The following is a 13,188-nucleotide window of genomic DNA, read 5'->3' as shown; positions in this document are numbered from 1 at the left end:
CCTCGTCCTTTTTAAGGCTTTCAGTCTAAGCGTAATACAGGAGATGAATTTCGCTGCCTGTAATGACAGGCAGCGACGTTATCAGGCCAGTTTTATCATGATCATTCCGGCCAGGAGTAGAAGCAGGCCAATCCAGCCCTTCTGGTTCAGCCGTTGACCAAACAGGATCCAGCCCGCCGCCAGCGTCGCCGCAATCCCAAACCCGCCCCATAGGGCATAGGCCACCGACAGCTCAATACCTTTAACCGCCTGCGACAGGGCGCTGAACGCGCCCAGTACCGCCGCAATCGACAGCAGACCATAGGCTTTGCGGCGAAAACCGTCGGAAAACTTCAGCAGCACGTTAGCGGCAATCTCCAGGACGATCGCCAGCGCCAGCCAGGCGCCATGTACCCACTCAAACTGTGGCATGGGTCGCCTCCTTGCGCTGTTTTACCGCTTTGCGGGTGCCGGATTTGATGAATATTATTCCCGCTACCAGCGTCGTCAGTCCTGCCATTTTCATCAGCGACAGCGACTCATCAAACAGTAAAACGCTAAACAGGGTGATTAAGAAAATACCTACCCCTTCCCATAATGCATAGGCTACGCCCAGCGCGATTTTTTTAACCGCAAAAGACAAGAAAATATAGGACAGCGCAATCATCGACAGCATTAAAATATAACCGGTGTGACCGCCGCTGACGCTGGCCCATTTCATTGAGAGGGTGCCGGTTATTTCAGCAACGATAGCAAGGGCTAAGAGGATCCAGTAAAACATGTTTTTCTCCTGCTTGAGAATATAATCCTTCGCGGCTCGCCACTGGTGGCAGCCGGGTAAAAACGAATGAAGATTCAGCCGGGCGCAAGGCGCCAGCTCAGGCAGAGAGAGGGTCTACAGCGCGGTGCGCCAGTGTTGCTCGCCAGACAGTAGGCAAAAAGAGGAGAGTAAAACAGAGAGGTTTGAAAAATAGATCCTGAACAGATTGTCCATAAAATTACAATTATCTGCGGTGTTGCTTCTCGTCAGTGCAGATGAAAATTGTCTCCGGTAGTTAAACACAGCTGATTTTTACCATAAGCCAGGATTTTACTCAAAGCCTTTTCATTTCTTTACCCTCGCCGTTTGCGTTTGGTTAATTTATTAAAAGCGCCGCGCCATTAGAATATATAAAAAGGACGGCATCAGGAGCCAGCATGGCCAAACCCATTATTACCCTCAACGGATTAAAAATAGTCATCATGCTCGGCATGCTGGTGATTGTGCTGACGGGGATCCGCATTGCGGCGGATATTATTGTGCCCTTTATCCTGGCGCTGTTTATCGCCGTGGTGCTGCACCCGCTGGTGCGGCGTCTGGTGCGCCTGCGTCTTCCCCGGGTGCTGGCGATCGTCCTGCCGATCCTGCTTATCGTGGTTTTTATGGCGTTACTGGTGGCCTATCTGGGCACCTCGCTGAATGAGCTGGCGCGCACCCTGCCGCACTACCGTACCTCGCTGGCCGTGCCTTTACTGCATCTGGAGCCCTGGCTGCAGCGGGCCGGGATCGAAGTGTCGATGGAGGAGCTGCTGAAGTATATCGACCCTAATGCCGCCATGACGCTGGTAACCGCCCTGCTGGCGCAGCTCTCCAGTGCCATGACGTCTATCTTTCTGCTGCTGCTGACCGTGGTGTTTATGCTGCTGGAGGTGCCGCAGCTGCCGGCGAAGCTCCAGCCGCTAATGTCCCGCCCGGTAGAGGGGATGGCCGCCATTCAGCGCGCCCTCGACAGCGTCTCGCACTATCTGGTGCTGAAGACCGCCATCAGCCTGGTGACCGGGCTGGTGGTCTGGGGGATGCTGGCAGCGCTGGAGGTACGGTTCGCCTTTGTCTGGGCTCTGCTGGCCTTTGCCCTGAACTATATCCCCAACATCGGATCGGTGCTGGCGGCCATCCCGCCCATTGCGCAGGTGCTGGTATTCAGCGGCTTTTACCCGGCGCTGGTGCTGCTGGCGGGGTATCTGATCGTCAACCTGATCTTCGGCAACATTCTCGAGCCCCGGTTAATGGGGCGCGGGCTGGGCCTCTCCACGCTGGTGGTTTTCCTGTCGCTGATCTTCTGGGGCTGGCTGCTGGGGCCGGTGGGGATGCTCCTGTCGGTGCCTCTGACCATTATCGTGAAGATTGCGCTGGAGCAGACCACCGGCGGCAAAAGTATTGCGCTGCTGCTGAGTGATATGAGCCGGGCGAACTAAGGATTATCGCGGGTAAAGTCCAGCAGCGGCTTGTGGGTACGCCCCGCCTGGCGGTAGCCGGCCAGCGCCGACGGCCAGGCACTAAAGGGGATCAGCATGGCGTCGCTGTACTGGCTCTCAGCCAGCAGCGGCCAGATTTCACTAAACGCCGCCTGCCACGCCTGCGGGCTGAGCGCCGCAAAGTGGTTGCGAATATGGAACCAGTGCGTCGGCGGAAAATGACGCTGTAACGAAAAGGGCTGGCCGGAGAGCAGCCCGTAGCAGACAAACGTTGCGCTGCTGCGCATCGAATTGAGGATGGTCTGGGCCAGCTCGCCGCCGGTGGCGTCATAGACAATGTCGCTGGACGCGGCGAGGGCGCGCACGGTATCGCTGTCCTGCTGCGCAACCGGGACGATCCCCATTGCCCGCAGCCTGTCGGCATGGATCGCCGAACGGTGAATGCCGTACACCGCCGTCGCCCCCCGCCGCTGTGCCCACTGCCCGAGCAGAATGGCGCAGTCCGACCCGGCGGCGGTCAGCAGTACCCTTTTACCCTGCACAGGCCAGAGGTTGAGCATCAGCCAGGCCGCCATCGGGTTGATAAACGCCCGCGCCGCCAGCGCGTCCTCAACGAAATCGGGAACCGGGATCGCCAGCGCCGCCGGGCAATCAACATATTGCTGCCAGGTGCCTTCCCCGCGCAGGGGCAAAACCCGCTGGCCCGGCAGAAGCGCAGCGCCGTCCGAAGCGGCAATCACCTGACCCATGCCTTCATATCCGGCGATGGCGGGCAACGTGATGCGATGACGGTAAGCCCCGGTGATGGGGATCAGATCTGAGGCGTTGACCGGGGCGAGTCGCATCCGCACCCGGAGCATTCCCGGCTGCAGGGGGGCTTTTGCCGCGGCCTCCCGCTGCAAAACAGACTCAGGTTCGCCGAACTGGCGGTAGCATAATGCGCTATTGTCCATGCTTCAGCGGCTGCGCTTGGCCAGCCGTTCGCGGGTTTCGAGCTTCGCCTCACTGGACTTGCGCAGTGCAACATAGCAGGCGCCGCTGCCGCCGTGATGCGGCTGGGCCACGGTAAACGCCTGTACCGCCTCGAACTCCGGCAGCCAGCGCGCCAGATAGCTGCGCACGATGTTGGCGTGGGACTTATCGTCGCGCCCTTTACCGTGAATGATAATCAGGTTACGCAAGCCGTCACGCTCCGCCTGGCGAATGAAGGTAAACAGCTGCTGGCGGCACTGCTCCACGGGCTGACGCAATAAGGTGAGGCTCGCCTCGCGGGGGTATTTGCCCGAGCGCAGCTTATCGAATACCCCCTGTTGCACCCCTTCCCGCTGAAACGCCAGCGGCTCTGCCAGAGGCAGAACATCCAGAAAGTCGGTGGTGAGAAAGTTATCCAACTGGCTGGTGTCCACAGGCTGGCGAGTGCGCGGGGTGGCGGCGGGCTGCCAGTGGACGTCGGTACAACGCCTGAGAGGCTGGACATCCTCCATCGCATCGAGAAAAAGCGATTTATCGTCTGGGTTCATGGCATCCTCCTGCTTAGCTGACAGGGTACTATACCTGCCCCTTTCACGTGGCTCAATACGGCGTTACAGGTCGGTTAATCATTCCAAAAACAATAATTAATAAACTAAATTTAATGGATAATGCATGTGGACTGAAATTAATTTTTATTAATGATTAACTTTATGACTTACATTAAATTTTTATGATCCCGTTACGTTAATTCCTTTATTTATCACTAAAAGATGTTATATATGAAGTTATCTGCACAACGGAAATAATAAGCAGAGTTGCATCTGGAGCAATGCTGTGTGTACTGTGGAGTCTGTTGGATGTCGACGGGCTCCATTTTTTTAACCTTATACTGTCTAATAAATAACCTGCCGGGCATGACGTCTGAATTGTGTGATTAATGAGGTGGTCAACGGTGTCTGTCGGGAGTCCCTTCGTTGAATAAGGTAATAGGTCGCTTTCGGTAACGGCTCTTTCACCGGCAACATCACCAGCCTGTTGGCCAACAGCGGGTCGCAGCCCAGCTCCTGCGGCAGTATGCTGAGAAAATCGCTCTGCGCCACCAGGCTAATACAGGACGAAAAGGTCTCACATACCACGCCAATATGGGGGATCTGATCCCGGTGGGAAAACATCTCCTCCAGTTGCTTATAATAACTGCCTCGCGGGGTTGGCATCGTCCAGCTATATTTCAGCAACGCATTAATGGATTCCGCACCTATTGCCGGATGATCTGCCCGACAAAATATCGCAAAAGGCTTCTCAAACAATTTTTCGAACGTGAATTCATGATCATACGGCCCCTGGTAATAGGTATTGATGGTAAAATCAAGCTCCCCCTGGCGTAATTCATTAATCATCGAAACTAATTGCCCTTCCATAATACGCACCTTGACCTGCGGGTGCTGCTGATGGAAACGGGTAATGACCGCAGGCATTAACAGGCGGGCAATACTGGCGCCCATGCCGATATTAATCTGCCCGGCCTGCTGGCCCTGCCGCTGGCGAATATCGTCCTGCGCGCTGCGTAACTCTTCAAGTATCAGCCTGGCGTGCTGGTAAAAACTCTCTCCGCACTCGGTTAAGGTCACCCCTTTGCTGCGGCGGATGAATAGCTGCGCCGCGATGCCCTCTTCCAGCTCTTTAATCGATTTGGTTAACGCCGGCTGCGACAGGTTCAACACCCGACCCGCCCCACGGATGCTCCCCTGCTGTGCCACTTCCACAAAGGCTCGCAGCTGATGAAATTTTACCTGGAATGTCATGTCGGCACCGATAACCGTTGTCTATCAGAGTAAAGAAACTGTCATCTACTGTAATGGAATTGATTGTGCCAGGGTAAGCCACGAACGGTTAAATCTGTGAAAAAACGGTTAGTGATAAGTAAAAACTATCACAGTGTGAAGCAGTTCACATATTCTAATGATGACAGGAAACGATATGCATACACTGGCGCAGGACCTGCAAACCCTCTTCCCGCAACTCATCGCCTGGCGACGCGATTTCCATCACTTTGCGGAGTCGGGCTGGGTGGAGTTCCGCACCGCGGCAAAAGTCGCAGAGGTGCTGGATCAACTGGGCTACACGCTGGCGATGGGCCGCGATGTGGTCGATGCCGACAGCCGCATGGGTCTGCCCGACAAGGCCACCCTGGCCCAGGCCTTTGCCCGCGCGCGTCAGCAAGGTGCGCCGGAAAAATGGCTCAGCGCCTTTGAAGGCGGTTTTACCGGCATTGTTGCCACGCTGAATACCGGCCGCCCGGGGCCGACGCTGGCGTTTCGGGTCGACATGGACGCGCTGGATCTGGATGAATCCGCTCAGGACGATCATCTCCCTGTCCGGGAAGGCTTTGCCTCCTGCAACAGCGGCATGATGCATGCCTGCGCCCACGACGGCCACACCACCATCGGCCTCGGGCTGGCGCACCTGCTGATGCAGTACCGCGCGCAGCTGAACGGCACCATCAAACTCATCTTCCAGCCTGCCGAAGAGGGCACCCGCGGCGCGCGGGCCATGGTCGCCGCCGGCGCGCTTGACGGCGTGGACTACTTCACCGCGATCCACATTGGCACCGGCGTGCCGGCGGGCACCGTGATCTGCGGCAGCGATAACTTTATGGCCACCACCAAATTTGACGTGCGCTTTACCGGCGTGGCCGCGCACGCGGGCGGCAAACCCGAAGAGGGTCGCAATGCCCTGCTGGCCGCCGCCCAGGCAGCTCTTGGCCTGCACAGCATCGCCCCGCACAGCGAAGGCGCGTCCCGCGTGAACGTCGGCGTAATGCAGGCGGGCAGCGGTCGTAACGTGGTCCCCGCCAGCGCGCTGCTGAAGGTAGAGACCCGCGGCGAGAGCGAAGCCATTAATCACTATATGTTCGAGCGCGCAAAAGCGGTCATTGACGGCGCGGCGGCGATGCACGGCGTCAGCACCGAGCTGCGTCTGATGGGCGCAGCGACCTCCAGCGCCCCCTCTCCGGCATGGGTGAACTACCTGCGCGAGCAGGCATCGCAGGTTGCCAGTGTGGAACAGGCCATCGATAAGGTAAAAGCCCCTGCCGGATCTGAGGATGCCACCCTGATGATGGCCCGCGTTCAGCAGAATGGCGGCCTCGCCTCCTATATGGTCTTTGGCACCACCCTGAGCGCCGGACACCACAACGAAAAATTCGATTTCGACGAGACGGTGATGCTCATCGCCATCGAAACCCTGGCGCGAACCGCGCTTAACTTCCCGTGGACGCGAGGTGTGTAATGGAGAATATCTACCGTTTTATTGAGGATGCCATCGATACCCGATGTCAGCTTTTCACCGACATTGCCGATGAGATCTGGGATCACCCGGAGACCCGTTTCGAAGAGTTCTGGTCCGCCGAACGGCTGGCCTGCGCCCTGGAAGAGGCCGGCTTTAGCCTGGCCCGCGAGGCCGGAGGCGTGCCGAACGCCTTTATTGCCAGCTACGGCGAAGGCAAACCAGTGATCGCCATTCTGGGGGAGTACGATGCCCTGGCAGGCTTAAGCCAGCAGGCGCACTGCGCCACCCCGCAAACCGACACCCCCGGCGCCAACGGCCACGGCTGTGGGCATAACCTGCTCGGCACCGCCGGGCTGGCGGCTGCGGTGGCGGCAAAAAGCTGGCTGGAGCAGCACGGCGGCAGCGGCACCCTGCGCTTTTACGGCTGCCCTGGCGAAGAGGGCGGATCGGGTAAAACCTTTATGGTGCGCGAAGGGCTGTTCGACGACGTCGACGCCGCCGTCACCTGGCACCCCGAGGCCTTCGCCGGAATGTTTAACGTCAGTACCTTAGCCAACATCCAGGCAGCATGGCGTTTTCACGGTACAGCAGCCCATGCCGCCAACTCTCCGCATCTGGGGCGCAGCGCGCTGGACGCCGTCACCCTGATGACCACCGGCACCAACTTCCTCAATGAACACATCATTGAAAAAGCCCGCGTCCACTACGCCATCACCGATACCGGCGGGATCTCCCCGAACGTGGTGCAGGCCCAGGCGGAAGTGCTGTATCTGATCCGCGCCCCGGAGATGGCCGATGCGCAGCAAATCTATGAGCGGATCGAAAAGATTGCCCTGGGTGCCGCGCTGATGACCGAAACTACCGTCGAACGCCGTTTCGATAAAGCCTGCTCCAGCTACCTGCCGAACCGCACGCTGGAGGCCGCGATGTACAGCGCCCTAAAGCATTACGGCACCCCGGCGTGGAGCGATGATGAGCGCGCGTTTGCGGCGGAGATCCGCGCTACCCTGACCGATAACGATCTGCAAAACAGCCTGAAAAATATCGCCGCCACCGGCGGGGAAGACGGCAAGCAGTTTGCCCGTCGCCATCAGCACACCCTGCTGGTGGACGAGGTGGCCCCGTATGCCATTACTGATAACGTCCTGGCGGGCTCCACCGACGTGGGGGATGTCAGCTGGAAAATGCCGGTCGCCCAGTGCTTCAGCCCCTGCTTTACCGTCGGCACGCCGCTGCACACCTGGCAGCTGGTGGCTCAGGGCCGCACCTCCATCGCCCATAAGGGGATGCTGTTGGCCGGTAAAGTGATGGGAGCCACCGCGCTGGCGCTGCTGCGGGATCCGGCGCTGCTGGCCGCCTGCCGCGAGGAGTTTACGCAACAAGTAACCGAAAAACCGTACGTCTGCCCGATCCCAGAAAACGTGACACCGTCACCTTTAAAATAATAAAACACAACAACACAACACTCCCGAGGAACGCCCATGAGTATGTCATCCATACCTTCGCATTCCCCATCCGGCAAGCTCTATGGTTGGGTTGAAAGGATCGGCAATAAAGTGCCGCACCCTTTCCTGCTTTTCGTTTATTTGATTGTGATCCTGGCGGCAGCCACCGCCGTGCTGTCGGCCTTTAACGTCAGCGCCCGCAATCCGGCCGATGGCAGCATGGTCGTTGTCAAAAATCTGCTGAGCGTTGAAGGGCTGCACTGGTTTTTACCTAATGTGATTAAAAACTTCAGCGGCTTTGCCCCGCTGGGGGCGATCCTGGCCCTGGTGCTGGGTGCCGGCCTGGCCGAACGTTCCGGCCTGCTGCCTGCCCTGATGGTGAAAATGGCCTCTCACGTCAGCGCGCGTTACGCCAGCTATATGGTGCTGTTTATCGCCTTCTTCAGCCATATCTCGTCCGATGCGGCGCTGGTGATCATGCCGCCGATGGGCGCGCTGATCTTCCTCGCCGTCGGACGCCATCCGGTGGCGGGCCTGCTGGCGGCCATTGCCGGTGTCGGGTGCGGTTTTACCGCCAACCTGCTGATCGTCACCACCGACGTGCTGCTCTCCGGCATCAGCACCGAAGCGGCCAAAACCATTGATGCCGCGATGCACGTCAGCGTGATTGACAACTGGTACTTTATGGCCAGTTCGGTGATTGTGCTGACTGTTGTCGGCGGGCTGATTACCGACAGGATCGTTGAGCCGCGTCTGGGCAAGTGGCAGGGCAGCAGCGACGAGAAGCTGGATGCGTTGTCGCCGGAGCAGCGCCGCGGGCTGCGCGTTGCCGGGGGGGTATCGCTGCTGTTTATCGCCGCCATCGCCCTGATGGTAGTGCCGGAGAACGGCATTCTGCGCGATCCGGTCCAGCACACCGTACTGCCCTCGCCGTTTATTAAAGGCATCGTGCCGCTGATCATCCTGTTCTTTTTTGTGGTGTCGCTGGCGTACGGCATCGCCACCGGAAAAGTGCGTCGTCAGGGCGATCTGCCCCAGCTGATGATCGAGCCGATGAAAGAGATGGCCGGGTTTATCGTGATGGTGTTCCCGCTGGCGCAGTTTGTCGCCATGTTCAACTGGAGCAACATGGGCAAGTTTATGGCGGTGGGCCTGACCGACCTGCTGGAAACCGCCGGGCTGAGCGGCGTGCCCGCCTTTGTCGGCCTGGCGCTGCTCTCCTCCCTGCTGTGCATGTTTATCGCCAGCGGATCGGCCATCTGGTCGATTCTGGCCCCTATCTTCGTGCCGATGTTTATGCTGCTCGGCTTCCATCCGGCGTTTGCGCAGATCCTGTTCCGCGTGGCGGATTCATCGGTGATCCCGCTGGCCCCGGTGTCGCCGTTCGTACCGCTGTTTTTAGGCTTCCTGCAGCGCTATAAGCCCGAGGCCAAACTGGGTACCTACTATTCGCTGGTGCTGCCGTATCCGCTTATCTTTTTAGGAGTATGGTTGCTCATGTTGGTGGCGTGGTATCTTGTCGGCCTGCCCATTGGGCCGGGAGTGTACCCGCGACTGAATTAAGGAAGAGCACAATGCTGAGATTACTCGAAGATAAAATTGCTACCCCGCTGGGGCCGCTGTGGGTGATTGCGGACGAGCAATTTAACCTGCGCGCCGTGGAGTGGGAGGAGCACAGCAACCGGATGGTAGAACTGCTGAATATCCACTACCGGGCGCAGGGCTACGAGCGCATCAGCGCCAGCAATCCGGGCGGACTTAGCGATAAGCTGACCGCCTGGTTCGAGGGCGATCTCAGCATTATCGACACTCTGCCGACCGCCACGGCTGGCACCCCCTTTCAGCGTGAAGTGTGGCAGGCGTTGCGATCCATTCCCTGCGGCCAGGTGATGCATTACGGTCAGCTGGCGGAACAGCTTGGTCGCCCCGGCGCAGCGCGCGCCGTGGGTGCGGCGAACGGGTCAAATCCGGTCAGTATTGTGGTGCCCTGTCACCGCGTTATTGGTCGCAACGGCACCCTGACAGGCTACGCGGGCGGGGTGCAGCGCAAAGAGTGGCTGCTGCGTCACGAGGGCTATTTATTGCTGTAGTTCCAGGCTTTTAGTGCTTAATTTTCCTTAAGTTAGCGATAAAGTCCGCAGCTAATTTGTGGAATTTCAAGAAGATGCTGGCGCATTCACGCTTCTTGTCCTGATTGATGGTTTACCAGGCTTACGTAGGGTCCAAAAAGATGTTAAAATTGACCAATATCAATTAAGGCTTGAGCAAACCTATGATCCCGGAAAAGCGAATTATTCGACGCATTCAGTCTGGCGGTTGTGCTATCCATTGTCAGGACTGCAGCATCAGCCAGCTCTGTATCCCGTTCACCCTGAATGAGCACGAGCTGGATCAGCTTGATAATATTATCGAGCGTAAAAAGCCGATTCAGAAAGGGCAAACGCTGTTTAAAGCGGGAGACGAACTGAAATCGCTGTACGCTATCCGTTCTGGCACCATCAAGAGCTATACCATTACCGAACAGGGCGACGAGCAGATCACTGGCTTCCACCTGGCGGGCGATCTGGTAGGCTTTGATGCGATCGGCACCGGTAACCACCCGAGCTTCGCTCAGGCGCTGGAAACCTCAATGGTTTGCGAAATCCCGTTTGAAACTCTGGACGATCTGTCAGGCAAAATGCCTAACCTGCGCCAGCAGATGATGCGTCTGATGAGCGGTGAGATCAAAGGCGATCAGGACATGATCCTGCTGCTGTCCAAAAAGAATGCCGAAGAGCGTCTGGCCGCGTTTATCTATAACCTGTCCCGTCGTTTCGCCGAACGTGGTTTTTCTCCGCGTGAGTTCCGTCTGACCATGACCCGTGGCGATATCGGTAACTACCTGGGCCTGACCGTTGAAACCATCAGCCGTCTGCTGGGTCGTTTCCAGAAAAGCGGCATGCTGGCGGTAAAAGGGAAATATATCACCATCGAAAACGGTGAAGCGCTGGCTGTGCTGGCGGGCCATTCCCGTAACGTGGCATAAACCTCTCCGATTCCCCTGCCAGATCGATAATTTTACTGATTTATTGATCTGGCAAATCTTCCCCTCTGTTTCATTTCAGATATATAGGTTACTCTTTTAATTACAGACTGTGGTGACAGTAGTAAGGAGACCTGTATGGCAAAGTATCAAAACATGCTGGTGGCCATCGATCCTAATCAGGACGATCAACCGGCGTTACGACGAGCTGTCTATTTACATCAACGGATTGGTGGCAGGATAAAAGCGTTTCTGCCGATATATGACTTTTCTTACGAAATGACCACCCTTCTGTCGCCTGACGAACGCACCGCTATGCGTCAGGGAGTGATCAGCCAGCGTACCGCGTGGATCCGCGAGCAGGCAAAATTCTATCTTGATGCCGGTGTGCCCATTGAGATCAAAGTGGTGTGGCACAACCGTCCGTTTGAAGCCATCATCCAGGAAGTGGTGAGCGGCGAGCACGACCTGCTGCTGAAGATGGCCCACCAGCACGACAAGCTGGAAGCGGTAATCTTTACCCCAACCGACTGGCACCTGCTGCGTAAATGCCCGTGCCCGGTGTGGATGGTGAAAGACCAGCCGTGGCCGGAAGGCGGCAAAGCGGTGGTGGCGGTAAATCTCGCCAGCGAAGAGAACTACCACCATGCCCTGAACGAAAAGCTGGTGAAAGAGACGCTACACCTGGCCGAGCAGGTCAACCATACCGAAGTCCACCTGGTGGGCGCCTACCCGATTACCCCGATTAACATTGCCATCGAACTCCCGGAATTTGATCCCAGCGTGTATAACGACGCCATTCGCGGCCAGCATCTGCTGGCGATGAAAGCGCTGCGGCAAAAATTCGGTATTGATGAGAAGTTGACCCACGTCGAGAAAGGCCTGCCAGAAGAGGTGATCCCGGATCTGTCAGAGCATCTGCAAGCCGGTATTGTGGTGCTGGGCACGATTGGCCGCACCGGTATCTCTGCTGCCTTCCTCGGCAACACCGCGGAACAGGTGATCGATCACCTGCGCTGCGACCTGCTGGTCATTAAGCCGGACCAGTATCAGACCCCGGTCGAACTGGACGACGACGAAGACGATTAACCATGAGAAAGCCCGCCGTAACGGCGGGCTTTTTTTTTAGCTCTCGATGGCGGGCTGAGGCGACTGTTGCACACCCTCACCCTCTTTCATCCAGGGCGCATGCAGCACCATGCTTGGCAAGGCCAGTTTCACCCCCTCATCATTTAGGCTCTCCAGTATACGGATGTTGATCTCCTGCTGGATATCCATGTACTTGTTGTAGTCCGCCGTGTTGACGATATGCACCACTTCAAAGGTAAGCCTGTCCTTATCAAACCCGAGCAGATGGGCACGGTCAAAACGCGTTTCGCCGATATCCGTAATGATCTTCTTCACGTTATCGCCAATAACCCGCAGCTTTTCCGGGGGCGTATCGCTGGCCACGCCGAAGGTAAAGACGATACGACGGGTCTGCATACGCTTGTAGTTATGCAGGGTTTGCTGAAGCAGGATCGCATTCCCACAGACAATCTGTTCCCCACTCAGGCTGCGAATACGCGTCGTTTTGAGGCCAATGTGCTCTACTGTCCCGGCAACGTCGTTAAACACCACAAAATCCCCGATCTCGAAGGGCTTATCAAAACCTATCGAGAGCGAGGCGAAGACGTCGCTGAGAATGGTCTGTACCGCCAGCGCAATGGCAATCCCCCCCACCCCAAGGCTTGCCACCAGCGCAGTAATGTTGACGCCCGCGTTGGCAAGAATCGACAGCAGCATCACTGACCAGACAATTGCCCGCAGGATCATGCCGGTGATCACCAGGGTGACAGGGTTTTTATGGCTCCCCGGTGCCAGCATCACGTGCCGGAGCCAGGAGACCACCCCCTGATCCATCCACAGCGCCACCTGAATCGCCAGCACCAGGAACCAGGCATGGCTCAGGGCGCCATAGAGGCGATCCGGCAGTTCGACAAACCGCAGGCTAAACAGAAAGGCCACCACAAACAGCAGAACCCGGCTGGTTCTGTTAAGTATTTCCGTGAGGATAAAATGCATCTTGTGGGTAGCGGGATGTTTATCACCCCAGTTGGTGATGCCCTTATGGACAAAGGTGATGAGGCGCTTCAGTAGCCAGTAGATCAGCAGGGTAACCACCGTCACGGTGGCAAAGCCAATCCAGAATCTGGGGGTCATCATTAAGGTCAAAAAATCGAAACGTGACAAAAACTGCATGTCCCT

At 57.3% G+C, this 13,188-nt stretch carries 14 protein-coding genes; 7 read left to right on the top strand and 7 right to left on the bottom strand.

Annotated elements, in window-relative coordinates; all coding sequences use genetic code 11:
• Window positions 1-81 precede the first annotated feature (81 nt).
• The 3 genes from mdtI to ACP4QI_RS09460 all read right to left on the bottom strand — a co-directional run bounded on the left by mdtI (window position 82) and on the right by ACP4QI_RS09460 (window position 1,042).
• Window positions 82-411, bottom strand: a complete 330-nt coding sequence (gene mdtI, locus ACP4QI_RS09470) for a multidrug/spermidine efflux SMR transporter subunit MdtI (protein ID WP_142489294.1) — start codon at window positions 409-411, stop codon at window positions 82-84.
• Window positions 398-760, bottom strand: coding sequence for a multidrug/spermidine efflux SMR transporter subunit MdtJ (gene mdtJ, locus ACP4QI_RS09465; protein ID WP_285127817.1), 363 nt, complete (start codon window positions 758-760; stop codon window positions 398-400). Before mdtJ ends, mdtI begins: the two co-directional genes overlap by 14 nt.
• Window positions 761-874: 114 nt before the next feature.
• Window positions 875-1,042: a protein YdgV gene (locus ACP4QI_RS09460; RefSeq protein ID WP_426494799.1), complete on the bottom strand. Its 168-nt coding sequence runs from the start codon at window positions 1,040-1,042 to the stop codon at window positions 875-877.
• 134 nt (window positions 1,043-1,176) lie between these two features.
• Here ACP4QI_RS09460 and ACP4QI_RS09455 point away from each other — a divergent pair, with 134 nt between their 5' ends.
• A complete protein-coding gene (locus tag ACP4QI_RS09455; RefSeq protein ID WP_142489292.1) occupies window positions 1,177-2,214 on the top strand; it encodes an AI-2E family transporter in 1,038 nt (345 codons plus the stop codon).
• Here ACP4QI_RS09455 and ACP4QI_RS09450 read toward each other — a convergent pair.
• From ACP4QI_RS09450 to ACP4QI_RS09440, 3 genes are all read right to left on the bottom strand, one after another.
• On the bottom strand, window positions 2,211-3,167 hold the full coding sequence (locus tag ACP4QI_RS09450) for a zinc-dependent alcohol dehydrogenase family protein (protein ID WP_426494800.1): 957 nt from the start codon (window positions 3,165-3,167) through the stop codon (window positions 2,211-2,213). The two genes, ACP4QI_RS09455 and ACP4QI_RS09450, sit on opposite strands and share 4 nt — an antisense overlap.
• Window positions 3,168-3,170: 3 nt before the next feature.
• Window positions 3,171-3,734, bottom strand: a complete 564-nt coding sequence (gene smrA / locus ACP4QI_RS09445) for a DNA endonuclease SmrA (protein ID WP_285127820.1) — start codon at window positions 3,732-3,734, stop codon at window positions 3,171-3,173.
• Window positions 3,735-4,079: 345 nt separating this feature from the next.
• A complete protein-coding gene (locus ACP4QI_RS09440; RefSeq protein ID WP_142489288.1) occupies window positions 4,080-4,988 on the bottom strand; it encodes a LysR family transcriptional regulator in 909 nt (302 codons plus the stop codon).
• 175 nt (window positions 4,989-5,163) lie between these two features.
• Between ACP4QI_RS09440 and ACP4QI_RS09435 the strand changes: the two genes are divergently transcribed.
• The 6 genes from ACP4QI_RS09435 (at window position 5,164) to uspE (ending at window position 12,030) form a co-directional block, all read left to right on the top strand.
• Entirely contained in the window at window positions 5,164-6,474 is a 1,311-nt protein-coding gene (locus tag ACP4QI_RS09435) for a M20 family metallo-hydrolase (RefSeq protein WP_426494801.1), read from the top strand.
• Entirely contained in the window at window positions 6,474-7,919 is a 1,446-nt protein-coding gene (locus ACP4QI_RS09430) for a M20 family metallopeptidase (protein WP_426494802.1), read from the top strand. Before ACP4QI_RS09435 ends, ACP4QI_RS09430 begins: the two co-directional genes overlap by 1 nt.
• Before the next feature lie 36 nt (window positions 7,920-7,955).
• Window positions 7,956-9,482 carry a p-aminobenzoyl-glutamate transporter gene (abgT, locus tag ACP4QI_RS09425; protein ID WP_142489285.1) on the top strand — a complete coding sequence of 509 codons (1,527 nt, stop codon included), beginning with the start codon at window positions 7,956-7,958 and terminating at the stop codon, window positions 9,480-9,482.
• An 11-nt stretch (window positions 9,483-9,493) separates the two neighbouring features.
• The gene (ogt, locus tag ACP4QI_RS09420; protein ID WP_142489284.1) at window positions 9,494-10,009 is read left to right on the top strand and encodes a methylated-DNA--[protein]-cysteine S-methyltransferase; all 516 of its coding nucleotides are present in this window, start codon (window positions 9,494-9,496) and stop codon (window positions 10,007-10,009) included.
• A 182-nt stretch (window positions 10,010-10,191) separates the two neighbouring features.
• Window positions 10,192-10,944 (top strand): fumarate/nitrate reduction transcriptional regulator Fnr, encoded by a 753-nt coding sequence (gene fnr, locus ACP4QI_RS09415; protein WP_032617879.1) that lies wholly within the window; start codon window positions 10,192-10,194, stop codon window positions 10,942-10,944.
• Between the two features lie 135 nt (window positions 10,945-11,079).
• Window positions 11,080-12,030, top strand: coding sequence for a universal stress protein UspE (gene uspE, locus ACP4QI_RS09410; RefSeq protein WP_426494803.1), 951 nt, complete (start codon window positions 11,080-11,082; stop codon window positions 12,028-12,030).
• Window positions 12,031-12,066: 36 nt separating this feature from the next.
• On the opposite strand, the gene ACP4QI_RS09405 is transcribed toward uspE, so the two are convergent.
• On the bottom strand, window positions 12,067-13,182 hold the full coding sequence (locus ACP4QI_RS09405; protein WP_426494804.1) for a mechanosensitive ion channel family protein: 1,116 nt from the start codon (window positions 13,180-13,182) through the stop codon (window positions 12,067-12,069).
• Window positions 13,183-13,188 lie beyond the last annotated feature (6 nt).

Origin of the sequence: Leclercia sp. TB492, assembly GCF_049974505.2 — a bacterium.
Classification (GTDB): Bacteria; Pseudomonadota; Gammaproteobacteria; order Enterobacterales; family Enterobacteriaceae; genus Enterobacter; species Enterobacter adecarboxylatus_C.
The sequence above is the reverse complement of the archived record's forward strand: the minus strand, read 5'-3'. Positions and strand labels throughout refer to the sequence as shown.

What these genes read in the sequence shown, in the direction of transcription:
- mdtI (WP_142489294.1), bottom strand. Translation starts at nt 411, where the DNA reads ATGCCACAGTTTGAGTGGGTACATGGCGCCTGGCTGGCGCTGGCGATC.
- mdtJ (WP_285127817.1), bottom strand. Translation starts at nt 760, where the DNA reads ATGTTTTACTGGATCCTCTTAGCCCTTGCTATCGTTGCTGAAATAACC.
- ACP4QI_RS09455 (WP_142489292.1), top strand. Translation starts at nt 1,177, where the DNA reads ATGGCCAAACCCATTATTACCCTCAACGGATTAAAAATAGTCATCATG.
- ACP4QI_RS09450 (WP_426494800.1), bottom strand. Translation starts at nt 3,167, where the DNA reads ATGGACAATAGCGCATTATGCTACCGCCAGTTCGGCGAACCTGAGTCT.
- smrA (WP_285127820.1), bottom strand. Translation starts at nt 3,734, where the DNA reads ATGAACCCAGACGATAAATCGCTTTTTCTCGATGCGATGGAGGATGTC.
- ACP4QI_RS09440 (WP_142489288.1), bottom strand. Translation starts at nt 4,988, where the DNA reads ATGACATTCCAGGTAAAATTTCATCAGCTGCGAGCCTTTGTGGAAGTG.
- ACP4QI_RS09435 (WP_426494801.1), top strand. Translation starts at nt 5,164, where the DNA reads ATGCATACACTGGCGCAGGACCTGCAAACCCTCTTCCCGCAACTCATC.
- ACP4QI_RS09430 (WP_426494802.1), top strand. Translation starts at nt 6,474, where the DNA reads ATGGAGAATATCTACCGTTTTATTGAGGATGCCATCGATACCCGATGT.
- abgT (WP_142489285.1), top strand. Translation starts at nt 7,956, where the DNA reads ATGAGTATGTCATCCATACCTTCGCATTCCCCATCCGGCAAGCTCTAT.
- ogt (WP_142489284.1), top strand. Translation starts at nt 9,494, where the DNA reads ATGCTGAGATTACTCGAAGATAAAATTGCTACCCCGCTGGGGCCGCTG.
- fnr (WP_032617879.1), top strand. Translation starts at nt 10,192, where the DNA reads ATGATCCCGGAAAAGCGAATTATTCGACGCATTCAGTCTGGCGGTTGT.
- uspE (WP_426494803.1), top strand. Translation starts at nt 11,080, where the DNA reads ATGGCAAAGTATCAAAACATGCTGGTGGCCATCGATCCTAATCAGGAC.
- ACP4QI_RS09405 (WP_426494804.1), bottom strand. Translation starts at nt 13,182, where the DNA reads ATGCAGTTTTTGTCACGTTTCGATTTTTTGACCTTAATGATGACCCCC.